Origin of the sequence: Nocardiopsis codii, assembly GCF_036327455.1 — a bacterium.
GTDB lineage: Bacteria > Actinomycetota > Actinomycetes > Streptosporangiales > Streptosporangiaceae > Nocardiopsis > Nocardiopsis codii.
The window spans coordinates 15,336-38,177 of the sequence record NZ_JAUZMY010000046.1; the positions used below are offsets into that span (position 1 = coordinate 15,336).

The 22,842-nt window shown below is 71.8% G+C and carries 19 protein-coding genes and 2 pseudogenes; 7 read left to right on the forward strand and 14 right to left on the reverse strand.

Annotation, left to right across the window (positions count from 1 at the left end):
- Nucleotides 1–2 precede the first annotated feature (2 nt).
- The 3 genes and pseudogenes from Q8791_RS29235 to Q8791_RS29245 form a co-directional block, all read right to left on the reverse strand.
- Nucleotides 3–1,178 (reverse strand): substrate-binding domain-containing protein, encoded by a 1,176-nt coding sequence (locus Q8791_RS29235; protein WP_330095074.1) that lies wholly within the window; start codon nucleotides 1,176–1,178, stop codon nucleotides 3–5.
- 401 nt (nucleotides 1,179–1,579) lie between these two features.
- Nucleotides 1,580–1,741 (reverse strand): annotated as a pseudogene (locus Q8791_RS29240) (BldC family transcriptional regulator); the annotation flags it as partial.
- 543 nt (nucleotides 1,742–2,284) lie between these two features.
- On the reverse strand, nucleotides 2,285–2,515 hold the full coding sequence (locus tag Q8791_RS29245) for a hypothetical protein (protein ID WP_330095075.1): 231 nt from the start codon (nucleotides 2,513–2,515) through the stop codon (nucleotides 2,285–2,287).
- Nucleotides 2,516–2,686: 171 nt separating this feature from the next.
- Here Q8791_RS29245 and Q8791_RS29250 point away from each other — a divergent pair, with 171 nt between their 5' ends.
- Both Q8791_RS29250 and Q8791_RS29255 read left to right on the forward strand, forming a co-directional pair.
- Nucleotides 2,687–3,526, forward strand: a complete 840-nt coding sequence (locus tag Q8791_RS29250; protein ID WP_330095076.1) for a helix-turn-helix domain-containing protein — start codon at nucleotides 2,687–2,689, stop codon at nucleotides 3,524–3,526.
- A gap of 13 nt (nucleotides 3,527–3,539) precedes the next feature.
- Nucleotides 3,540–3,734 (forward strand): DUF397 domain-containing protein, encoded by a 195-nt coding sequence (locus Q8791_RS29255; RefSeq protein ID WP_330095077.1) that lies wholly within the window; start codon nucleotides 3,540–3,542, stop codon nucleotides 3,732–3,734.
- Between the two features lie 113 nt (nucleotides 3,735–3,847).
- On the opposite strand, the gene Q8791_RS29260 is transcribed toward Q8791_RS29255, so the two are convergent.
- From Q8791_RS29260 to Q8791_RS29280, 5 genes are all read right to left on the reverse strand, one after another.
- Nucleotides 3,848–5,002, reverse strand: coding sequence for a methyltransferase domain-containing protein (locus tag Q8791_RS29260; protein ID WP_330095078.1), 1,155 nt, complete (start codon nucleotides 5,000–5,002; stop codon nucleotides 3,848–3,850).
- Between the two features lie 279 nt (nucleotides 5,003–5,281).
- Nucleotides 5,282–6,133, reverse strand: coding sequence for a helix-turn-helix domain-containing protein (locus tag Q8791_RS29265; protein ID WP_330095079.1), 852 nt, complete (start codon nucleotides 6,131–6,133; stop codon nucleotides 5,282–5,284).
- A 31-nt stretch (nucleotides 6,134–6,164) separates the two neighbouring features.
- Complete coding sequence (locus Q8791_RS29270; protein WP_330095080.1) at nucleotides 6,165–6,608, reverse strand: DUF6879 family protein; 444 nt, start codon at nucleotides 6,606–6,608, stop codon at nucleotides 6,165–6,167.
- A gap of 40 nt (nucleotides 6,609–6,648) precedes the next feature.
- On the reverse strand, nucleotides 6,649–7,107 hold the full coding sequence (locus Q8791_RS29275; protein WP_330095081.1) for a hypothetical protein: 459 nt from the start codon (nucleotides 7,105–7,107) through the stop codon (nucleotides 6,649–6,651).
- A gap of 208 nt (nucleotides 7,108–7,315) precedes the next feature.
- Complete coding sequence (locus tag Q8791_RS29280; RefSeq protein ID WP_330095082.1) at nucleotides 7,316–9,205, reverse strand: PASTA domain-containing protein; 1,890 nt, start codon at nucleotides 9,203–9,205, stop codon at nucleotides 7,316–7,318.
- Between the two features lie 121 nt (nucleotides 9,206–9,326).
- Between Q8791_RS29280 and Q8791_RS29285 the strand changes: the two genes are divergently transcribed.
- Nucleotides 9,327–10,364 carry an ADP-ribosylglycohydrolase family protein gene (locus Q8791_RS29285; protein WP_330095083.1) on the forward strand — a complete coding sequence of 346 codons (1,038 nt, stop codon included), beginning with the start codon at nucleotides 9,327–9,329 and terminating at the stop codon, nucleotides 10,362–10,364.
- A gap of 39 nt (nucleotides 10,365–10,403) precedes the next feature.
- Nucleotides 10,404–10,922 (forward strand): YbaK/EbsC family protein, encoded by a 519-nt coding sequence (locus Q8791_RS29290; protein WP_330095084.1) that lies wholly within the window; start codon nucleotides 10,404–10,406, stop codon nucleotides 10,920–10,922.
- A 335-nt stretch (nucleotides 10,923–11,257) separates the two neighbouring features.
- On the opposite strand, the gene Q8791_RS29295 is transcribed toward Q8791_RS29290, so the two are convergent.
- Both Q8791_RS29295 and Q8791_RS29300 read right to left on the reverse strand, forming a co-directional pair.
- Nucleotides 11,258–12,328 (reverse strand): CU044_5270 family protein, encoded by a 1,071-nt coding sequence (locus Q8791_RS29295; protein WP_330095085.1) that lies wholly within the window; start codon nucleotides 12,326–12,328, stop codon nucleotides 11,258–11,260.
- On the reverse strand, nucleotides 12,325–12,894 hold the full coding sequence (locus Q8791_RS29300; RefSeq protein WP_330095086.1) for an RNA polymerase sigma factor: 570 nt from the start codon (nucleotides 12,892–12,894) through the stop codon (nucleotides 12,325–12,327). The genes Q8791_RS29295 and Q8791_RS29300 overlap by 4 nt, the downstream gene beginning before the upstream one ends.
- 389 nt (nucleotides 12,895–13,283) lie before the next feature.
- Between Q8791_RS29300 and paaZ the strand changes: the two genes are divergently transcribed.
- Nucleotides 13,284–15,317, forward strand: a complete 2,034-nt coding sequence (gene paaZ, locus Q8791_RS29305) for a phenylacetic acid degradation bifunctional protein PaaZ (RefSeq protein ID WP_330095087.1) — start codon at nucleotides 13,284–13,286, stop codon at nucleotides 15,315–15,317.
- A gap of 293 nt (nucleotides 15,318–15,610) precedes the next feature.
- On the opposite strand, the gene Q8791_RS29310 is transcribed toward paaZ, so the two are convergent.
- Nucleotides 15,611–16,576 carry a mycothiol-dependent nitroreductase Rv2466c family protein gene (locus Q8791_RS29310; protein ID WP_330095088.1) on the reverse strand — a complete coding sequence of 322 codons (966 nt, stop codon included), beginning with the start codon at nucleotides 16,574–16,576 and terminating at the stop codon, nucleotides 15,611–15,613.
- Nucleotides 16,577–16,948: 372 nt separating this feature from the next.
- Between Q8791_RS29310 and Q8791_RS29315 the strand changes: the two genes are divergently transcribed.
- Nucleotides 16,949–18,457: an AbgT family transporter gene (locus Q8791_RS29315; protein WP_330095093.1), complete on the forward strand. Its 1,509-nt coding sequence runs from the start codon at nucleotides 16,949–16,951 to the stop codon at nucleotides 18,455–18,457.
- A 118-nt stretch (nucleotides 18,458–18,575) separates the two neighbouring features.
- Here the strand turns inward: Q8791_RS29315 and Q8791_RS29320 are convergent, their stop codons facing one another.
- From Q8791_RS29320 to pdhA, 3 genes are read right to left on the reverse strand one after another with little or no spacing between them, the layout of a single operon-like run.
- Nucleotides 18,576–20,015: a dihydrolipoamide acetyltransferase family protein gene (locus Q8791_RS29320; RefSeq protein ID WP_330095089.1), complete on the reverse strand. Its 1,440-nt coding sequence runs from the start codon at nucleotides 20,013–20,015 to the stop codon at nucleotides 18,576–18,578.
- Complete coding sequence (locus Q8791_RS29325; RefSeq protein WP_330095090.1) at nucleotides 20,012–21,004, reverse strand: alpha-ketoacid dehydrogenase subunit beta; 993 nt, start codon at nucleotides 21,002–21,004, stop codon at nucleotides 20,012–20,014. Before Q8791_RS29325 ends, Q8791_RS29320 begins: the two co-directional genes overlap by 4 nt.
- 1 nt (nucleotide 21,005) lies before the next feature.
- Nucleotides 21,006–22,091, reverse strand: coding sequence for a pyruvate dehydrogenase (acetyl-transferring) E1 component subunit alpha (gene pdhA, locus Q8791_RS29330; RefSeq protein ID WP_330095091.1), 1,086 nt, complete (start codon nucleotides 22,089–22,091; stop codon nucleotides 21,006–21,008).
- 444 nt (nucleotides 22,092–22,535) lie between these two features.
- Here pdhA and Q8791_RS29335 point away from each other — a divergent pair.
- A pseudogene (locus tag Q8791_RS29335) lies at nucleotides 22,536–22,718 on the forward strand (phosphoribosyltransferase); the annotation flags it as partial.
- Nucleotides 22,719–22,842: the final 124 nt, after the last annotated feature.

Consider the following 22,842-nt stretch of genomic DNA (forward strand, 5'->3'; position numbering starts at 1 on the left):
GTCTACTCCGCGACCGCGGGCTCGACGTCGGTAGCGGGGATCTCCGCCACCAGCTCGGGGTGGGCGTCCTCGCCCTCGCCGACCAGTTCGACCTGGTACATGGGCTGGAGGAGGGCGTGGTCCTCCGCCCGGATGGTGAGCTCGCCCTTGACGCCGTCGAACGTCCAGCCCTCCAGGGCGGCGACGCGGTCCCCGGTGGCGTCCCCCTCGGTAGCGGCGTGGACGATCATCTGCGCGGCGGTGAAGCCGTCGGGGGTGAAGAGGGCGACGCTGCCGCCGTCCGCCTCGACTGCCTCCTTCATGGCCTGGGCCGTCTCGGTCGTGGAGGCGCCGTCGAAGTAGTGGGAGAGGAAGGAGATGCTGCCGCCGGCCTCACCGAAGATCGGGTACGAGGGCTTGATGTCGAGTCCGGTGACGACCTCGGTGGAGTCGAGGACGCCCTGCTGGTCGAGGGACTGCCACATGGCGGAGGCGGTCTCGCCCGCCCAGGCGACGAACACGAGGTCGGGTGCGGCCTGGCTGACCTGCTCGGCGAACGGCGTGAGGTCGGTGGTGTCCGGAGGGGCGAGGACGCTGTCGACGCTCGCGCCCTCGGCTTCGAGGACGGCGGTGACGGCGGCGACGTTGTCCTGGCCGAAGGCGTTCTGCTGGGCGAAGACGACAACGTCGGAGCCCTCGGGGTCGTCCATGAACGTGCCCGCGGTGAGGATGTCCTGGTAGGTCTGGCGACCGGAGCGGAAGGTGTTGCCGTTGATGCCGGTGACGGCGTCCGTGGCGGCGGAGCCGGAGATGAAGAGGATGTCGTTCTGCTCGGCGAGCGGGGCGACCTGGACGGCGATGCCGGACGCGGTGGACCCGGCGATGATGTCGTGCCCGGTGCCGATGAGCTCGCGGGTCGCGGAGACGGCCTTGGTCGGGTCGCCCGCGTCGTCCATGAACTCGACCTCGACGGGGCGCCCGTCGATCTCCATGGTCCCGCCGGTGGCATGGTCGAGGCCCGCCTCGAAGCCCTGCCGGTACTGCTCGCCGTAGCTGGCGAGGGGGCCGGTCGAGGAGTAGACGACGCCGACCCTGACCGGGTCGCCCTCGCCTCCTCCGGCCGCCTCGCCGGGGCTCCCGCAGGCGGTCACGGCGAGGACGACCGCGCAGGAGGCGGCGGTCAGGGGGGTCTTGCGCATTTCTCTTCCTCCAGTCGGCACCCGCCTGTCCGACACAACCGCCCGAGCTGGGGGATGGGGTGCCAACCCGAAGGTAGAACCGGAGTGATCCGTTTCACATGTAGCAAGCACATACATTCGGTCGCGAATCGGTGTACCCGCGCCCCATGCGCCTCGGGCGGAGTCGCGGGGGCCGGCCCCGTGCGCCCCCGTGCGTCCTGGGGGACGCGTCGCCGAGGGCACGGGGCCGAGCACGAAGGCGTGTACGGGCGCCGGGGAGCGCGGGGACGCTACCCGTCGGCGCCGAGGCGGGTGATGAGGTCGCCGATGCGCGCGGCGTCCGCCTCCGCCCCCATCTCCGTTGCCAGGGCGCGCGCCTCCGCCAGGGTCTCGATCACCTCGCGGCGTCCCGAAGCCGTGTCCAGGAACGCTGCGACCTGGCCCTTCCGGTAGCGGCGGTGCCCTCCCAGGGTCTTGACCGCGGAGAGGCGGCCGTCCTTCTCCCAGCGGGTGACGGTCTTGGGGTCCACCCGGAACAGCCGCGCCACCTCGCCGGGGGTGAGCAGGTCGTCGGCGGTCTCCATGAGCGGTCGCGCGGAACTCATTCCGGCCCTCCCTTGTCGTTTCGGATGTTCTGCCAGGCCAGGTAGGAGCGCTGGTGTGTTCCCGCTACCCCTTCCTCGGGGTCGGCGGCGCGGGCTCCGGGTCGCACGGGGCGCCGGGGGCGCGGGGAGGGGTCCGGATCGGGGCCCTGCTCGGGGCTCGGATCGAGGTGCCGGTCGGGGTGCCGGTCGGGGCTCGGGCAGGGCTTCACGACGGCCTCCGGGGTGGGGGCGGAGGAGGGGAGGCGTGACGACGCAGGCCTTCCTCCAGCTGGGCCGGGGTCGGTTCGATCACCGTCCGCCACCGACACGTCCGCGCGTGCGCGGTGGCCATCCACAGGGACCCCGTCCACACGATCCGGTGGGTGCGACCCCATGACCGGCGCAGCCGGGCCAACGTCACCCCGGGCGGCTCCCACGAGCGGCCCCGGCCATCGAAGTGGTCCCCTTCGTGCGCGGAGTCGAGCACGCACGTGCGCGGGCTCCCCGACCGGTCCAATGCGGTTTCGCCGCACGGCGGGGGCGTCACCGCGCCAGCTCCAGCCGGTGCAGGCCGCCCAGGACCGCGTGGAGAACGTCGAGCGGAGCGGGCGCCACCGGGTGTGAGGGGAGGGGCGGAAGGTTCGGGCGGAACGGGCGGGGACGGAGGCCTGTGTAGGCGCGCACGCGCCGGGCCCTGCGGGGGCGGCGGTGGCGCATGGCCTCCGTCGCCAGGTACTTGGCGGCGACCAGCGCCGACGGGTTCAGGTAGCGCACGAGGCGCCTCCTCGGATGCAGATGCCGCTGGATGAGGGCGGCTGCCGATGAATGCGTGGGACCATCATGCGATACGCAGAATGTTTTTCGCAAGATGTGATTCACAGTTGGGTGATATGTCTGGATCCCTAGGGCTGGCCTATGATCAGGCTGGCCAGGAGGTGACGCACGGTGTCCGACAGCAGATACAGCCCCAGCGCGCGACGAAGGCGGCTCTCCGCCCTTCTTCGACGCATGCGCGAAGAGCGATCGCTGAAGATCGAGAGCGTCAACAAGCAGCTGGGATGGGCGTCGGGGAAGCTCTCGCGCATGGAGCGGAACGAGTGGAAGCTCCCCTCCGTACGGGACATGAAGGACCTCAGTGAGGTCTACGAACTGTCCGAGGAGATGCGGGAGGCGCTCATGTCCCTCGCCCGTGAGTCGCGTGTCCGCGGCTGGTGGATTGACTACAAAGACGTGCTCCGGGGCGGCTTGGCGGACTTCGAATCCGGCACCAGCATGATCCGAACCTTCGAGGCCCTGCTCATCCCCGGCCTGCTGCAGACTCCTGAGTACGCGGCTGCGATGCTTCGCGGCGGCCGAGTCCTTGGTGATGAGGACATCGCCAGAAAAGTCGCTGGACGCGTCAAGCGCCAGGACATCCTGGCTCTGGACTCCCCACCACGTGTATGGGCGGTGCTGGATGAGGCTGCGCTTCGCAAGCGCGTCGGCAGTGACGACGTGATGTCCGCCCAGGTGCGTCACCTGGTGCAGATGGCGGAACGGCCCAACATCGACATCCAGGTGATCCGAGACACGGCCGGTTCTCACGCCGCAATGGACGGCAGCTTCATGCTGCTCGACTTCCCCGACCCAGCAGATCTGCCCTTGGTCTATATCGAGACCGCTACCGAGGACCTGTATCTGGAGCAGCCTGAGGCCATCCAGCACTACGTCGGCATCTTCGGCCACATCTGTAGCGCGGCCGAGTCACCGGATGCCTCGGTCCAGTTCTTGGAATCACTCCTCTAGCAAGGACGCACCCATGCATTCACCCACCCCCCCGAACTTCCGCAAGTCGTCCTACAGCGGATCTGGCGACAACTGCGTCGAGGTCGCCGACCTACCGCAGGGTGCGGCCATGCGCGACACCCAGAACCGCCAACTGGGCCACATCACTTTCGCCAGCGCCCACGAGTGGCAAGCGCTTCTCGCTGTGACGCGCCATGTCCAGGCGTAGACGCACAAGAAGAAGGCCCCGACCGTAACGGTCGAGGCCTTCTTCGCATTCATCCAGGGACAACCTGACTCCGGAGCCAAGGCGTGGGATCGCCCAGTACGGCACGGACTCCGCTAGACGCCTGGGACCTCCTGCACCCACGACGGCCCGTCCGGGTCCCCCAGCCACACCCGATGCTCCCCGTCTCCCTCCACCGTCAACCCGTATCCGGTGATCGCGGGGCTCCCCCGCTCGGACCACCACGCGTGAGCGGTCTCGATCTCGTCCCACAACCGGCGCTGTCCGGCCTGCTCCACGCGCCCGTTCGCGTGCAGCCGCGCCCACGCCGGGCGGTCGAGCGAGGACAGCCACACCCGGTGATCGCCGTCGGTCCCGTTCGGCCAGTCCACCCCCCACCGCCACGCGGGCACCATCATGGCCAGCTGGGGGCCGCAGCGCTCGTCCAGCACCACCCGACGGGGATCGTCGGCCACCTCCCGAACGTCCTCGGGCTCGCTCCGTGGGTCGTGACCCGCGCCGCCTCCCCACCGCTGTGAGCGCATGAGCATGAACGACGTCCCTCCCGCGAACAGGCCCTCGGCCCACCCCCGGCCCACCTCCAGCCTGGCCATGAGCCCGCCGGGCAGTGCGGCGTTCGGAGTCCACGGCGTGACCACGACCCCGCCCCGGCGGTTCTGCGACAACCATGCCGCGGGAACCCGTGTCACAGCGCAGGTCGCGATGACGGCGTCGAACGGGGCATCCTCCGGGCAACCGTCCGCGCCATCGCCGGACACCACCCGGACGGTGTATCCGGCGTCACTGAGGACTCCTCGGGCACGATCCGCCAGTGCCCCGTCGACCTCCACCGTCGTCACGCGCCCGGCCGAACCGACCAGTTCTCCCAGCAGAGCAGCGTTGTACCCCGTCCCGGTGCCGACCTCCAAAACCCGCATGCCCGGTCCGATCCCAGCAGCCTCGATCATCCGTGCCATCACCGAGGGCATGGACGAGGAGGAGGACGGAACCCCCGGGCCGCCAGGCGCTCCGTCGTCGGTCTGGGTGACGACCGGTTCGTCCCTGTGGACGAGTTCCGCCCACGCGTCCGGGTCGTCAGCCCGGTTCACCCACTCCTGGGACATCAGGGGGCGGATACGTTCCGGAAGAAACCGGTGCCGGGGGACGGTGCTGAACGCCTCGGCCACTCGTCCGGTGGCGTCCATCGCCGCGACCATGCGTGCGCGCAACTCCTCCGAGGTCGGAGGGCCGCCATCGTTCTGCGGAGTCACAGTCCTTCTCTCAATTGCAGAGGGGGCAGGGAACCATCTGCTTGTCGGTCCAGGGGCCCTGCCCGTCGCCGCTCTCTATGACCGTGCCGGTGCCGTTGCACCGTGGGCAGTGCGGATCGACCATGCGTGGGCCGGGAAGTGGGGCGAAGTCGATCGGGGGAGAGGGTGGCGCGAGCATGTGTTGGCTCCTTCGTCTTCGGGCGGTGACTCGCCGCCCGCAGTGCCAACGCTAGGTCGACCCCAGGAACCGGACCAACGAACTTGCGCAAACTTGCGCGTTCACTCCGGCGCCCCCATCGCTGAGACGATCGTCGCTCTGGCCCTCGCACCGAACACGGAGATACCTGCCAACTCCTCGAAAGCCCTCGCGTAAAGCCCCAACTCCCCAGGCGCGGTCACCGTGATCTGCGCGGACAGGGTCTCGACATGGGCGCGATCCGTGTCAAAGAGCGTGAACGTCTCCACCGGCCACACCGGCCGTTCCTCAGTTACGAACGGCACCACGCCGACAGCCACTGAGGGAAGCGACATCACCCCGAGGAGGTGCTCCAGCTGGCCGCGCATCGTCTCGCGGTCTCCGATCCGGTAGCGCAACACGGACTCCTCCATCAGCACACAGAATCGGTGATCCCCTTCGTGAAGCACCCGATTGCGGGCTGTCCGTGCCTCCACGGCTGCCTCCACATCGTTCGGCACACGACGGAAGGAGGCGATGGCTGAGAGCAGGGACCCGGCGTAGGCAGGGGTCTGGAAGAGACCTGGCATCACGGTCGAGGAGTACACCCTCATGTGTCGGGTCCGCTCGTAGAGCGGGGCGCGTGCAGCCTGAGCCCTTCGGAGACCGCCGTGGTGCTGTCTCTGCCACTCGACGTACATCGCGTCCACGTCCCGCGAAACCGCCACAAGGTCGTCCGCGAGCTCGGAGACACCGCAGATCCGGCACCAGATGCGCACGTCGGTATCGGACACCAGACGTTCACCCGATTCGATCCGGCTGGTCTTCGACTCGTGCCATCCCGCTGCCACGGACAACGCGCGGGCAGTCAGCTCGGCGTCCTTCCGCAGTTCGCGCAACCGCGTAGCCAGTTCCTTCCTGGCCCGCCGAACACTCGATGAGGGTGAATCGGTCATGAGCTCAGTCTGTTACACGCCCCCGCGGGCGTCAGAAGGGCTGGTACTTCTCGTGGTCCAACGCACGCTCCCACACAGCCTCGAAGGCGGAGACGCACATCCGAACCGTGTCCGGGTCCTTCACCAGTTCATCCTCGACGATCTCACCATCGCCGCTGAAGTGGTGGAACCGGATGATCTTCTCGTCGAACACCCAGAAGTCGTTGCCGGGCAGGCACAGATCCGAGGCCGCTCTACGCGGGAGCCAACGCACCTTTTCGCCCGCCGCAATGTTCACCCCGTTGGTGATCTCGTGCTCGAACCGGATGTAGTCCGTGACCGGCTCGGACACGATCCTCGCCCGTCGGAAGCTCACACCCCGGGCGACGTGGTCGCGTACCAGGCCGACCCACGCCGGATTGGCAGGCCTCTCGATCGAGTGTCCGGCCTTCCATCGCAGAAACCTCTGGTCAGTGGGCGTGTAGGAGTCGCGCATCTCCAGATGGATCGCACTGTGTGTAGTGCCGGCGATGAGTTCACGAAAAGGGGGAATCGGTGTCACCGGCGATCACCTCCCGGATCCGTCCTGCCTCGTGGAAGCCGATCCTGATCACCAGCTCGTTGTCAGCCGTGGGGGAATGCTCCCTGACCTGGCTCAGGTCGTCGGGGTCCACGACCGTCAGTCCCCGGAAAACCAGATCCCCCGTGGACCCGTGGACGAACCCGACCTCGGTTCCTACCTTCGGATGTTCCTTGCCGCTGTGTCGCCCATCCGCGTCCACCCACCGGAGAACAGCGTGGTTCAACCGCGCGGGAAGCAGGACCAGTGACTCCGTCGCTTTCAGGGGTTCATGTTCCCGGGCGGCCAGGATCGTCTCCGGATCAGTGACGGTCCACCCCTGGAGGATCAGATCCCCACTGCCTTCATCAGTGAAAACCGCCGGACAGTGGTCACCGTCGGTACCAGGGTCTATTGCCACGAGGCGCAACCTCATGCTGACTCTCCCAGCTGTTCGGGGGCAAGGGATCCCCTCCCATCCTGCGACCGGCGATATGGACGGTCAAGGCCCAGGTGGCCTGGGGAACCGGGCGTTGAGGTCAGCGTGGCCGAAGGCGTTCCAGGGCTGGTCGCTGAGGGCGTCACGGCCCGGAGCGCGAAGGACCGGGGATCCCGACAACAGGGCCCGACCGGTCCCGGACCGGTCAGCAGGAACCCCGGTCCTCCCAGACGCCCCACTCCTCGCCCATGGTCGGCGGGACACCCTGGATCCACCAGCGCGCCTCGTACACACGCCCCCGGTAGCTGACCTGGTCACCGGTGTCGTAGACGGTGCCGTCGTTCCAGGACCCGACCGCGCAGGAGTCGCCGCCGGAGCCGCCCCAGCCTCCGCCGCCTCCGCCGCCGTCACCGCGACCACCATCGCCGCGACCGCCGTCGCCCCTGCCGCCGTCGCCGTCACCGCGGTCGTCCTCGGAGGGGGTGGAAGCCTCCTCCGACTCCTCCGCCTCGTCCTCGTCCTCTTCGTCCTCCGGCTCCGGGCCGAGGGACACCGTGAGGGTGACGGCGCCCTCCTCGGGGAGGATCGTGCCCGGCTCGGGCGTCTGACCGCCGACCTCGCCCTCGGGCACCGTCTCGTGGTGCGCCTCGACGACCTCACCCGTCAGGCCCAGCCCGGTGAGGGCGGCAGCCGCCTCCTCCTGCCCCATGCCGAGCAGCGTCGGGACGATGACCCCCTCGCTGACGTGGACGGTGACCGCCTCGTCCCTGTCAGCCTCCTCCCCCGTCGCGGGGACGGTCGACAGGACCGTTCCGGGCGCCTCCTCGGGGGAGTGCTCCTGGACCACCTCGATGTGGGTGAAGCCGGTCTCGCGCAGCGCGTCGCGCGCCTCGTTCTCGGTACCGCCCACCACGTCGGGGATCTCGGCGAACTGCGGCCCCGCGGAGACCCACAGCATGACCTCGTCGCCGCGCTCCACGTCGGAACCCGCCTCCGGGGTGGTGTCGGCGACGGACCCGACGACCTCGGTCTCGCTGTAGGTCTCGTCGAACGCGACGACCAGTTCCAGGTCGAGCGCCGCCAACTGCGCCTCGGCCGCCTCCGGATCGCTGCCCAGGACGTCGGGGAGCGCGGCTCCCCCCTCGGGGGCGAGTGCCCACCCGGCCGCGGACAGGGCGAGCACCAACACACCCGCCGCGGCGAGCACCGGGGCGCGGCGCCACATCGGAACGGGACCGGTCCGGTCGTCCTCGGGCCCGTACCGGTCCCCCGGCCCCTCGGCCGGGAGGTCGGTGACGACGGGGATCGGACGGGTGTCGCCGGCACGGTCGACGTCGGTCCTGGGGAGGGACCGCTTCACCTGCTCGACGAGGGTGAGGTACTGGCCCGCGTCACGCGGGCGGTAGCGCGGGTTCGGGTCGGTCGCGTTGGCGACCAGCATGTCCAGGTCCGGCGGGAGGTCGGGGAGCACGGCCGAGGGCCGGAGCGGCCGGGTGTCGTCCACCTCGGAGAAGTCGCCGGTCATCAGCGTGTGGAGGAGCACCCCGACGGCGCGCACGTCGGTGCGGGTCTCGGGCCCGGCGTCCTCGGCGGCGTCGAACAGCAGCGGGAACCCGGTGACGCGCACCAGCCCGCCGTCGTCCATCACGACCTTGCCGGCGTCCAGGTCGCCGTGGACGATCCCCGCCCGGTGGGCGGCGTCGAGAGCGGTCAGCACCCCGACGACGATCGAGAGTGCCGTGTGCGGCGGGTACCGCAACTCCTCGCCGTCCCCCAGGGCGTCGGCGAGGGTCTCCCCGGGCAGGTACTCGGCGACCGCGTACACGTGCGCGTCGTCGCGACCGTGGCCGAGGACCCGCGCCAGGCCGGGGTGGGAGACGGTCTCCAGCGTCTGCGCCCGCCCCAGGAAGGCGTGCACCGCCCCGTGGTCCCCCGTCAGCCACGGGTGGAGCACGGTGACCGCGACGGTCAGCTCGTCGCGGAGGTCGTGAGCTGCGAACACGGTCCCGGAGGCACCACTGCGGACACGGGAGCCCAGGACGTAGCGTCCGTGCAGAGTGTGGCCGGAGAGGGGATCGGGAGTGGGGGTCTCCATGAGACGGATTCTACGGCTATGAACCATGACCTTTCGTCCTCGATCAGGCCGAATGCGGACAGGTATCTGTCGATAGGGTCGAGTCGCAGCACCCCCGGTACCGAAACGTTGCGAGGAACCTGTGAACCTGCCTCTTCCCGGAAGCACGGACGATCGCGCCGTCGGCGTCCTCCTCGGTTCCGCCTGCGGAGACGCCCTGGGCGTCCCGTACGAGTTCGGGCCGGTCCTGGCCGCGGACCACGTGCCCCGAATGGTGGGCGGCGGGCTCGGACCGTACGAGCCGGGCGAGTACTCCGACGACACCCAGATGGCGGTGTGCATCGCCCTGACCCTGCGCGACCACGCCGACCCGCTGTCGGCGGAGGCGCTGTGCCGGACCGCCGACGCGTTCCTGGACTGGGCGGACAACGGGGCCTCCGACATCGGCAACCAGACCCGCGCGGTGATGCGGGAGTCCGGCCACGCCTTCCGGACCCCTGAGGTCGCCGAGGTGATGGAGCGGGTCTCCGCCCAGCGCTTCGACGACGGCGTCCCCAGCGCGGGGAACGGGTCCCTGATGCGCACCGGACCGCTCGCCCTGGCCTACCTGGACGACCCCGAGGGCCTGGCGGTCGCCGCCGACCGGTACAGCAGGCTCACCCACGCGGACCCGCTGGCCTCCGAGGCGTGCGTGCTGTGGTGCGAGGGTGTGCGGCACGCGGTGGTCCACGGCGACACCGCCGGGGTCCGCGGGGGCCTGCGGCTGCTGCCGGAGGACCGGCGCGGCCAGTGGGAGTCATGGCTGGACGAGGCCGAGGCGCGCCCGCCGCACTTCTTCCACAACAACGGGTTCGTGGTGAGCGCGCTCCAGGCGGCCTGGTCGGCGGTGGTCCGCGAGCCCGACGGTTTCGTGCCCGCTGTGCAGGCCGCGGTCCGTGCGGGCAACGACACCGACACCGTGGCCGCGATCGCCGGGGCGCTGCTCGGCGCCCGCTGGGGAGCCGGGGCGATCCCGGGGGAGTACCTGGAGGCGGTGCACGGCTGGCCCGGCTACCGGGCCGAAGGGCTCGCGGAGCTGGCTCTGCTGGCCGTCTCCGGTCCGGACGGCCGGCGGAGCCGTCACCGCGCCGCCGGGGACGACGGTCCCGACCGGCTCGGCCCGCCCCTGACGGGTCGCTAACCTGGCCCTTGTCCGCCAACCGACGACCTGAGGTGTGTCATGTCCGCTGAACTGCACTGGGTGCGCGCCGACGAGCGCCCGGACCTTCTGGCCGCTCCCGTTCTGGAGGCCGTCCGGGGGTTCGGCGAGGCCCGCGTGGCCGAGATCGACCCGGGCCTCGCGGACACCGCGGAGTTCTGCGAGGCGTACGGGATGTCCCTGGACACCAGCGCGAACTGCGTCGTGGTCGCCGCCAAGCGCGGCGGCGAGCTGTCCTACGCGGCGTGCATGGTGCCCGCCGACCGGCGTGCCGACGTCAACGGGATCGTGCGCCGCCACCTGGGCGCCCGCAAGACGTCGTTCGCCCCCATGGACGAGGCGACCGGGCTGACCGGCATGGAGTACGGGGGTATCACGCCGCTGGGGCTGCCGGAGGGGTGGCCGGTCCTGGTGGACGAGGCGGTCGCCGCCGCGGCCGAGGTGGTCGTCGGCAGCGGCCTGCGGCGTTCCAAGGTCCTGGTGCCGGGCAAGCTGCTCGCCGGGCTCCGGGGCGCCGAGGTGCTCGCGCTCACCCGGTAGCGCCGTCGCCGCATGTCGACACGGCGACACAGCGACACAACGACACGGAGATCCGGCGACACGGCGACACAACCGCTCGGCGACCTGGCGACTCGGCGATCTGTCGGCCCGGCGCCGTGGCCGCCTGTCGGTGAGCCCCCCGGAGCCCCGCCCGGAAAATGTCGACAAAGCGACGAGTTGTTTCGGCAGGCCGTGTCCGGTTTCGGGACGGGCCGGAGCTGGTTCGGGTCCGGGCCCGCACCGGTTTCCGGACCGCCCCGACCACGTTCGGGACGGTCACCCACGTGCCCGGATGCGGGGCCGCGGACGCGTCCGCGGCCCCGCCGTTCTCCGGATCAGGGGGTGTCCCCGATCTCGGCGACCCACGCGGACTCCGCCAGGACCGTGTAGTTGTTGACCCGGGGGAGCTCCGTGTCGGGCTCGGACGGAGACTCCACGGTGAGGGTCTCGTGGTAGAGCGGCTGCCCCGTCCCGGCGTCGAACATGATCCGCCGCTCCAGCAGCAGCCCGTCCCCCGTGTCCTCCTCGGCCACGAACAGCAGGCCCTCCCGGCCCTCGCGGTCGCGCGCGGTCCCGGCGAACATCACGTCCTCCTCCTCTGCGAGGACGCGGAGTACCGCGGCCTGCACTCCGGGCTCCACGGGCGCCTCCCCGTACAGCTGCTGGAGGACGTAGAGGATCTTCGTTCCGTCCTCGGCGTCGGGGAGGTCGACGGCCCCCTCCCCGATCAGCTGGTCGGCCAGGACGCCGGGGTCCTCGGACAGGGAGCCGGGCTCCAGGGAGAAGAACATGCCGTCGCCCCCCTCGCCTCCGCCCCACTCCCACTCGGTGGGCCCGTCCTCGAACAGGCGCCGGACGGGGTTCGGGTCGCCGCCCAGGTGGTCGGGGACGCTCGGGGTCTCGATCTGCAGGCCGGACTCGTGCGGGGTCCGCCACACCTCGTCCCGCACGGGGAGGACGCCCCAGCCGGCCTCGTCCGTGTCCAGGTCCTGCGAGTAGGTGAGGGTCCACTGGGAGGTGCGCACGTAGGCGACGTCCCCGGCCCTCGGGTGCGCGGGCTGCCCCTCCGCGGTCTCGGCCAGGGCGAGGAGCGGTTCGCGCCCCTGCTCCAGGTCCACCGACGCGACCTCCAGCGGTGCGGGCGGCGGCCCGGCGTAGGCGGGCCGGGGGGAGGGGAACGCGAACGGACCCACCACGGCCAGGGCCGCGAGCGCCGCGGCGGCGCCCAGCGCGATCCGGAACACGGGGCGCCGGGGAGCCAGGTGGGACACGCGCCACCGGCGGTGGCCCGAGGCGATCACCTCGACGCGGGAGAGTTCCCGGTTCGCGGGGTCGGCATGGATCGAGGCGGCGGGGTCGTGCGCGGCGAGCAGCGCGCGGACGGCGTCGGTGTCGGTGCGGCTCATGCTTCCTCCACGGGGACTCTCACGGGTGCGGGACCTTGCGCCCTGACGGGCGGGGACGGGTCGAGGAACCCCTCGATCCGACGCCGGGCCCGGAACAGGCGGACCCGCGCGGTGGCCGTGGTGCAGCCCAGGACCCTGGCCGCCTCGGCCAGCTCCAGGCCCTCCCAGGCGAGGAGCATCACCAGCTCGCGATCCTTGCCGCTCAGCCGCCCCAGGGCGCGCAGTGCCTCGTCGCGCTCCTCGACCCGGCGGGTGGTGTCGGGCTCCGCCGGTACCCGTGCGGCCCCCTCCTCGAAGGAGCTGAGCACCTCGGCACGCAGGCCTCCGCGACGCGATCGGGCGCGGACGACGTTGCGGGCCACCCCGTACAACCAGGGAAGCGGATGGTCCTTGGGCAGGCGGTCGAACCTGCGCCAGGCGACACTGAAGGTCTCGGCTGCGACGTCGTCGGCGTGGTCGGGGCCGAGCCGGCGTGCGGCGTAGCGGTAGACGTCGTCGTAGTGCCGCTCGAAGAACCGGGTGAACTGCCCCTTGGCGGGGTCCCCGTCATCCCTGTCTCTGCTCATCGGATCCCTTCCGTGCGGTGTCACCCTCCTTCTGTCCGGCAGTGGCCGTTTGTTACAGGATCGGGGGCAGAGAACGCACTGTGCCGCGACGCTGGAAATGTCGACAAAGCGACGAGTCGTTTCGGCAGCCTGTGTCCGGGTTCGGGACCGGGCCGGAGCTGGTTCGGGCCCGGAACACCCCCGGGTTCGGGACGGTCCGAGACGGGGTCGGGTGTGGTCCGCGGGGGACCGGGACGCAGGAAACTCCCGACCGCGAGGGGGTCCGACCTGCTGCGGAGCCGTGCGAAATCCCTGGTGAGGGCGGGCATGCCCACGCGATCCCTATTTACTGAACGATCGGTCTGTAATACTGTTCCGGAAGACCCACCGCCCGAGGAGAGGACCGTCAGGTGTCCGAAGTACTGGAGAGCTACGCGCAGGGATCGTGGTTCGCCCCCGCGGACGAGGGCGCACCCCTGGCCGACGCGAACACCGGCGAGACCGTCGCCCGCATCTCGGCGGCAGGCCTCGACGTCGCCGGGATGATCGACCACGCCCGCCGCGTCGGCGGCCCCGCACTGCGGCGGCTGACCTTCCACCAGCGCGCGAACATCCTCAAGGACGTGGCCAAGCACCTCACCGGGTACAAGGACGAGTTCTACGCGCTCTCGCACCGGACCGGCGCCAACGAACGCGACACCATGGTCGACGTCGACGGCGGCTTCGGCACCCTCTTCAGCTTCTCCAGCAAGGGCCGGCGCGAGCTGCCCAACGCGACGGTCATCCTGGACGGCCCCCTGGAACAGCTCGGACGGCAGGGCACGTTCGTCGGCCAGCACGTGTACACCTCCCGGCCGGGCGTGGCCGTGCAGATCAACGCCTTCAACTTCCCCGTGTGGGGCATGCTGGAGAAGTTCGCCCCCGCCTTCCTCGCGGGACTGCCGAGCATCGTCAAACCCGCCAGCCAGACCGCCTACCTCACCGCCGCCGTCGTGCGCCGCATGGTCGAGTCCGGGCTCCTCCCGGAGGGCTCCCTCCAGTTCCTCGCGGGCAGCGCGCGCGGCGTGCTCGACCACCTGGGCGCCCAGGACATCGTCGGCTTCACCGGCTCCGCCGCGACCGGCGCGACCCTGCGCAGCCACCCGAACGTCGTCGCCGGCGGCGTGCAGCTCAACGTCGAGGCGGACTCGCTCAACTGCTCGATCCTCGGCCCGGACGTGACCGTCGAGGACCCCGAGTTCGACCTGTACGTCAAGCAGGTCGTCACCGAGATGACCGTCAAGGCCGGGCAGAAGTGCACGGCCATCCGCCGGGTGATCGTGCCCGAGGCGATGGCGGACGCCGTCACCGGCGCCCTGGTCGACCGCCTGTCCAAGGTGGTCGTGGGCGCCGCCGACGACCCCGCGGCGCGCATGGGCCCGCTGGCCTCGGTCGAACAGCGCGAGGAGGTCCGCAAGGCGGTCGAGGCGCTGCGCTCCTCCAGCGAGATCGTCTTCGGCGACCCCGACTCCGTCGAGACCACCGGCGCCGACGCCGCGTCCGGGGCGTTCATGTCACCGGTCCTGCTGCGCGCCGAGCAGGGCGCCCAGGAGCCGCACGACGTGGAGGCGTTCGGCCCGGTCAGCACCGTGATCACCTACTCCGGCGTCGCCGACGCCGTGGAGTTGGCGGCACGCGGCCGGGGCAGCCTGGTGGGCTCCCTGGTCACCAACGACCCGGACGTGGCACGCGAGGTCGTCCTCGGCCTGGCTCCGTGGCACGGCCGGATCCTGGTGCTCAACCGGGACGACGCCAAGGAGTCCACGGGCCACGGGTCGCCGCTGCCCGTGCTGGTGCACGGCGGTCCCGGGCGCGCGGGCGGAGGCGAGGAGATGGGCGGCGTGCGCGGCGTCAAGCACCACATGCAGCGCACCGCGATCCAGGCCCCGCCGGACATGGTCACCGCGATCACCGGCCACTGGACCACCGGGTCCCGGCGGTCGGTCGGGGACGTGCACCCGTTCCGCAAGGACCTGACGCAGCTGCGGATCGGCGACACGATCGCGTCGGCGGAGCGCACCGTCACCCGCGCCGACATCGACCACTTCGCCGAGTTCACCGGTGACACGTTCTACGCCCACACCGACGAGGAGGCCGCGGCGGCCAACCCGCTGTTCGGCGGGATCGTGGCGCACGGCTACCTGGTGGTGTCGCTCGCGGCGGGCCTGTTCGTCGACCCGGCGCCCGGCCCCGTGCTCGCCAACTTCGGCGTGGACAACCTGCGCTTCCTCACCCCGGTGAAGGAGGACGCCACCATCCGGGTGACGCTGACCGCCAAGCAGATCACCCCGCGCACGAACGCCGAGTACGGCGAGGTCCGCTGGGACGCCGTGGTCACGAACCAGGACGACGAGCCCGTCGCCACGTACGACGTGCTCACCCTGGTCGACAAGGGCGAGGCGTAGGAGGCGGCTGCGGGCGGGCCGACACGTCGTCATCTCTCCTCGGCGACGTGTCGGCGAGTCGACATGGCGGCATGGCGGCATGGCGACACGACGACACGACGACATGACTGCGTGAGCTCACGAGGGCGCCCCCGGCGGTGACGCGGCCGGGGGCGGCCGGGCCGGACGCTCCGGGCAGCCAGGGATTCGTAGGTCCTGACCCCGGTTCCGTGAGGACTTGTCGACATGACGCCGACGGGAGGGTCCGGGCCCGGACGCCGGACGGTTCCGTACCGGGTGCCGCGGCCGGCGCGTCAGCGCTTGAGCTCGCGGAAGCCCGGGACGCCCGCCAGCAGGAGGGTGGCCTGCCACAGGCGGACGGCGTCGGCCTGCGAGGGGACCTCGGCGACGACCGGTCCGAACACGGCGGGAAGGGCGCCGTCGGGCGTGGTGACGGCGAGGACCGGTGTTCCGATCTCCGCGTCGACACGGCCGACCCCGTCCTGGTGGGACTCGCGCAGGGCAGCGTCGTAGCCGGTTCCCCACCCGGCGTCGGCGAGGTCTGCCGGTAGCCCGCAGCGGCGCAGGGCGTCGGCGATGTCGCCGATCCACTCCCGGTGCGTACCGTCGGGATCGGTCCAGAGCGCGTCGTGGAAGGCGCCGAGCGCGTCGTTCCCGTGGTCGCTCCGCACGGCGGTGGCGACCCGTGCGGGTATCCGGAGGTAGCCCTCGGTGTCGCCCTCGGGGTCCTCGTCGCGGTGCTCGTTGAGCAGGAACAGGCTCATCACGTGCCATCGGACGTCGAGGGGCACGTGCCCGGTGAGCGACGTGATCCACCGCGCGGTGTTGCGGGTCAGGGGGCAGGAGGGGTCGAGCCAGAAGTCGACGGTCCACCGGTCGTCCGCCATGTCCGCCTCCCACGCGATCGACGGCGCCGTGCGCCGCCGGTCGTTCCGTTCCGGGTGTCGAGCGCTCCGCCGCGCTTCCGGCCCCGAGGGTAGCAAGGGAGTCGGGCGAGGACCTGTGTGTCCGCCGACCGAGGCGTGTGGTCCCCGCACGGCGAGGACCGGGGCCAGTAACGCGAGGACGCTCCAGGGCAGCGCCGCGGTGCCGACCACCGCGAGGAGGACCCCGCCGCCCGCCATGGCCGCGTCCCACAGGGGGACGAGCACGGCCTGGGCTGTGTCGGCCGCGTCACCGCCCGCGTCGGCCGCCGCGGTCTGGAACAGTGTCGGCACCCCGCCCCAGCCCAGGCCCCACAGCGCCGCCGCCGTGTACACCGCGACAGGCGCGGAGGCGAGCAGCGCGAGCAGGGACGCAGCCGCCGCGACCAGCAGGACGCCTACGACCCCGGAGCCCCGGCGGTGAGCGGGAGCGCGACGGCCTGACCCCGGGGCACGGCGACACCCGCCCCTCACCGTCCGCCCCGCGGACCCGGTCCGTGCCGACGGGAGGCTCCACCCCCTTCCGGCAGCCCTGCCCCTACCGCCCCCCCACATGCCAAACCCGGAGTAGCCGATACATCACCCGTGGTAGCTTCGCTGGTTGTCGGTGCCGTACCCCGCCCCCGGGGAGGTGACGGCGCAGTGTCCCGCACGGCAGGCCGGAGGAACAGGGTGACCAGGTCCGCGTCCGCCACCCCCGGGGCACCGGTGCGCCTGCTCCTGAGCGTCCTCGGATTCGTGGAGCGCGTGGGGAACAAGCTCCCCCACCCGTTCTGGCTGTTCACGTTCATGGCCGGGATCGTGATCCTGCTCAGCGCCCTGTTGAGCGCCCTGGACGTGTCGGCCGTCTCCCCGGTCGACGGTGAGACGGTCCGTGTCCGGAGCCTGCTCTCCTCCGGCGGCGCCCAGGTGGTGTTCGGCGACGCCGTCGCCAACTTCGCCGCCTTTCCGCCGCTGGCGGTCATCCTCGTCGTCATGCTCGGGGTGTCGGTCGCCGAGTCGGCCGGTCTGCTCAGCGCGATGCTGCGCGGCAGCGTCACCCGGGTCCCGGACCGGTGGCTGACCTTCGCCCTCGCCCTGACCGGCGTCACCGGGAGCGTCGCGTCCGACGCCGCCTTCGTGGTGCTCATCCCCCTGGGCGGGCTGATCTTCGCCGCCGCCGGGCGGAGCCCCGTCCTCGGCATCGTCGTGGCCTTCGGCTCCGTCGCCTCCGGGTACAACGCGTCCCTGCTGATCACACCCACCGACGCGCTGCTGGCCGCCCTGACCACCGAGGCCGCGGGGCTGGTGGACCCCGGGTACGTCGTCACCGCCCTGGACAACTACTACTTCTCCGCCGCCTCGGCGGTGGTGCTGGCGGGCCTGATCACCCTCGTGACCGAGTTCGTCCTGGCCAGGAGCATCGGCGGGGCCGACGGGGACGGGGCGGAGGCGCGGGAGGAACTGGGCTCCCTGGTCCTGACCGCCACCGAGCGGCGGGGCCTGCGCAACACGGGCCTGGCCCTGGTGGCGGCCGTCGCACTCCTCGCCGCCGTGCTCGTGCCCCCCGCGTCGCCGCTGCGGGGCCCGACCGGGGGAGTGCTCGACTCACCGCTCGTCACCGGGGTCGCCTACGTGCTCGGGATCCTCTTCCTGGTGCTGGGCGCGGTCTACGGCCGCACCGTGGGAACCCTGACCCGCGCGCGGGACATCCCCGAGGCCATGGCGAAGGGCGTGCGCGACATGGCGCCCGTGGTCGTCCTGTTCTTCGCGGCCTCGCAGTTCCTCGCCTACTTCGGCTGGACCGGGATCGGGGAGGTCGCCGCGATCCGCGGCGCGGAGGTGCTGGACTCGGCGGGCGTCCACCCCGTCCTGCTCTTCCTCGGGATGATCGCGTTCTCCACGGTGCTCAACCTGCTCATCACCAGCGGGTCGGCGCAGTGGACGCTCATCGCCCCGGTCTTCGTCCCCATGTTCATGTTCCTCGACGTCCCTCCCGAGACGACGCAGGCGGTGTACCGGATCTCCGACTCCGCCAGCAACGTCGTCAGCCCCATGAGCCCCTACTTCGTCATGGTGCTGGGCCTCCTCCAGCGCTATCGCCGGGATGCGGGGATCGGCACGCTGATCGCGCTCACCCTGCCGGTCTGCCTCACCGTCCTGGCGGGGTGGACCCTGCTCTTCCTCGGATGGTGGGCGCTCGACCTCCCGCTCGGCCCCGGCGTCCCCGTCCGGTGACCCCCGCGGCGCGGGGGAGCGCGTCGGCTCCACCGCCCCCTCGGGGGAGGTCGCCGCTGACGCGGGCGGGCCCGCCGCGCGACCGCCGGAGCGGCGGTGCGGCGGGCCCGTCAACGACCTAGAGGCGGGCGATGGCCCCGGCCGGGTTCTCCATCGCGTCGGCGACAACGCGCATGAACCCCGCCGCCGTCCCCCCGTCGCACGCGCGGTGGTCGAAGGCGAACGACAGCTGCGTGACCTTGCGGACGGTCAGCTCCCCGTCCACGACCCACGGGCGGTCGATGATCCGGCCGATGCCGAGGATCGCGACCTGCGGGTGGTTGATGATGGCGGCACTGCCGTCCACCCGCAGCGACCCGTAGTTGTTGAGGGTGAAGGTCCCCCCGGTCATCTCGGCCGGGGTCGCCCTCCCCTCGCGGGCGGCGGCGGTGACGCGGCGGATCTCCCCGTCCAGTTCCAGCGTGGTGAAACGGTGCGCGCCCAGGACGGCCGGGGCGACCAGGCCCCGGTCGGTCTGCACGGCCAGGCCCAGGTTGACCCCGTCGTACTGGACCAGTTCGTCGCGCTCGGCGTCGACCAGCCCGTTGAGTTCGGGGTGGGCGCGCAGACCGGCCAGCACGAACCGCGCCACGTAGGACAGCAGGCCCGGACCGTCGGGATCGGACCGACGCAGGTCCACCAGCCCGGTCGCGTCCACGTCCACCCACACGGTGGCCTCGGGGATCTCGCGCCGGCTGCGCGAGAGCGAGGCTGCGACGCTCCTGCGGAACCCGCTCATGGCCGCGCGCCGGGACTCGGCCAGCCCCGTGCGCGGGTCCACTGCGCCGACCGGAACGGGCGCGGTCACCGGCGCCCCCTCCGGGGCGATCGGGGTGACCGGGGCGAGGGCGGGGGCCCGCGCGGCCTCGACCGCCGCGGCCACGTCGCGGCGGGTGATGAGTCCGCCGGGGCCGCTGCCCGCGACCTCGGAGATCCGCAGCCCGGCCTCGCGTGCCATCTGGCGGACCAGCGGCGACGTCACCAGCGGAGGCCGCCCCGCCCCGACGGGCGCCGGATCGGGCGCAGCGACGGGGGCGGCGGGCGCCTCCGGTCCAGGAGCGCTGTCCGCCCGGGGCGCGGCCGGCCGGGCCGGAGACGCGGCCGGGCTCCGGCGCGGCCGGCGGCGCCTCCCCGTGGGTTCGCCGTCGTCCGGGGTGCCGTAGCCGATGAGGACGTTGCCGGATCCGGCACGCTCCTCCTCGCGGTACCGCTCGCCCGCCGCCGACTCCGCCGAGGACGGTTCCCGCTGCGCCGACGCGGCCGAAGCTCCGGCGGGGACGTCGGCGGCGACGCTGATCAGCGGTTTGCCGACCTCCATCACCTCGCCCTCCCCGCCGTGCAGCACGCTGACGGTGCCCGCGAACGGGGTGGGTACCTCCACGATCGACTTGGCGGTCTCCACCTCCGCGATCGGCTGGTCGACGGCCACGGTGTCGCCGACGGCGACGAGCCAGCGCACCATCTCGGCCTCGGTCAGTCCCTCACCCAGGTCGGGGAGGTCGAAGGTCTGCGTCGTCACTGGTCCTCCCACTGGAGGTCGTCGACCGCGTCCAGGACGCGGTCCACACCGGGCAGCTGGTAGCGCTCCAGCTTCGGCGGCGGGAACGGGATGTCGAAGCCGGTGACCCGTCGGACCGGGGCGGCCAGGGAGTGGAAGCAGCGCTCGGTCACCCGGGCGACGATCTCCGAGGCGACGCTGGCGTACCCGGTGGCCTCGGCGACCACGACGGCGCGGCCCGTGGACCGGACCGCCTCGCACACGGTCTCGTCGTCGAAGGGGACGAGCGACCGCACGTCCACGACCTGGAGGCTGCGCCCCTCCTGCGCGGCGGCCTCGGCGGCCTCCAGCGCGGTGGCCACGGCGGGTCCGTAGGCGATGAGGGTGGCGTCGGTGCCGGGGCGGCGCACGACCGCCCTGCCGATGCCGGGCGAGGGTGCTGCCGGGTCGACCTCCTCCTTGCCCCAGTAGAGCTTCTTCGGCTCCATGAAGACGACCGGGTCGTCGGAGGCGATCGCGTCGCGCAGCAGGTGGTAGGCGTCGTGGGGTGTGGAGGGGGTGACCACGGTCAGGCCGGGCGTGTGCGCGTAGTAGGCCTCGGAGGAGTCGCAGTGGTGCTCGACGCCGCCGATGCCGCCCGCGTAGGGGACGCGGATGACGAGGGGCAGGCCCACCCGGCCGCGCGTGCGGTTGCGGGTCTTGGCGACGTGGCTGACGATCTGCTCGAACGCGGGGTAGGCGAACGCGTCGAACTGCATCTCGACGACGGGGCGCATGCCGTTCATCGCCATGCCCACGGCCATGCCGACGATGCCGGACTCGGCGAGAGGGGTGTCGAAGCAGCGGTTCTCGCCGAACTCGGCGGTGAGGCCGTCGGTGATGCGGAAGACGCCGCCGAGGGGGCCGACGTCCTCACCGAAGACGTAGACGCTCGCGTCCTCCGACATGGCGTCGCGGAGAGCCTGGTTGAGCGCCTGCGCCATGGAGAGCTTGGTGGGGTCGGTCGCCATGTCAGCTGCCCTCTCTGCTGATCTCGTCGGCCAGGAAGGCGGCCTGTTCCCGCAGCTGCGGGGTGGGGGTGGAGAACACGTGCGCGAACAGCTCGGAGGGGTCCGGTTCGGCGTCGCGGGAGACTCCCTCGCGCATGGCGGTGGCGACGGCCTCGGCGCGGTCGGTGATCTCGGCCCGGCGGGCCTTGGTGAGCAGGCGCTTGCGCTTGAGGTAGGCCTCCATGCGCAGCAGCGGGTCCCTGGCGACCCAGGGGTCGACCTCCTCGGCGCTGCGGTACCGGGAGGCGTCGTCGGCGTTGGTGTGCGCCTGCATGCGGTAGGTGTGGGCCTCGACCAGCTGGGGCCCCTCGCCCGCTCGGGCGGCGGCGACCGCGCGGTCGAGGACGGCGAGCACGGCGGGGGTGTCGTTGCCGTCGACGCGCTCGGCGTTCACGCCGTAGCCGACGCCCTTGTGGGCGAGGGACGGCGCGGCGCTCTGCCTGGCCAGCGGCACGGAGATCGCGTACTCGTTGTTCTGCACGAAGAACACGACGGGGGCTCTGAACACGGCGGCGAAGTTGAGCGCCTCGTGGAAGTCGCCCTCGCTGGTGGCGCCGTCGCCGCACAGGGCCATGGCGACGGTGTCCTCGCCGCGCAGGCGGGCCGCGTGGGCGACGCCGACGGCGTGCAGGAGCTGGGTGGCGAGCGGCGTGGCCTGCGGGGCGACGCGGTGCGCGTAGGGGTCGTAGCCCGCGTGCCAGTCGCCCTTGAGGAGGGTGAGGACCTCGACCGGGTCGACGCCGCGCGCGATGACGGCGGCGGTGTCGCGGTAGGTCGGGAAGAGCCAGTCACCCTCGGCGAGGGCGAGGGCGGCGCCGGTCTGGCAGGCCTCCTGCCCGTGCGACGAGGGGTAGACGGCCAGGCGTCCCTGACGGACGAGGGCACTGGCCTGGTCGTTGACGCGGCGGCCGATCACCAGGGAGGCGTACGCGGCGAGGAGGCGGTCCTTGCCGGGGAACGGCAGGTCCGCGCCGGCCACCGGGCTCCCGGTCTCGTCGAGCAGCCGTACCGGCTGCTCGGAGGGGAGCAGATCCTGGGCATCGGCCATGGCCACTACCTCCTGGGTCGAGGGATGTGTACAGACTCATGGTGCAGTTCGTTGCCATATGTTCGCCACAACCGGGCGATAATCAAGAAAACGTCGCGTTCCGGGGGCCTTTCATGGACCGTTCGTCCATCCATGTGACCCAGAACACCCACCTCGGTGGACAGGTGGCCGAAGATCCGCCTCCCGGCCCCGGTGGCGCCCTGTCAGCAGGCGCTCAGGACGCGTGCGCGGCGACATGTCGGCGAGTCGACACCGGCTTCCGGTCGACACGTCGCCATGACGACCCGGCCGCCCGCGGCGCCCGCGGGGGCTCCCGCAGAAGGCGGGGAGGCGGGGCGGGGCGGGCGACCGCCCTAGCATGGGGCGGTGCCGCGTGCCCGCCCGCCTGCGGTGGGAGCATGACCCGGTGCACACCACCCCGCCGCGCAAGGAGGACGACCACCCGTGAGCGACGAACGCGAGAACCTGACCTACGAGCTCTTCGGCACCGCGATGCGCGACCTGGCCCGCACCATCGCCGACGACGGCTTCGAACCCGACATGATCCTCTCCATCGCGCGCGGCGGACTCTTCGTCGCCGGAGGCCTGGGGTACGCGCTCGACGTCAAGAACCTGCACGTGATGAATAAGAGGGACTCCAAAACACCAGCAAGAAGTCACGCGAGAACGCGAGCATCTCGGAGCACCCGCACCTGGTCGGACGTCAGACGGCCGGCCGCCGGGTACAGGTGAGCGGTCCCCCACGCGGTAG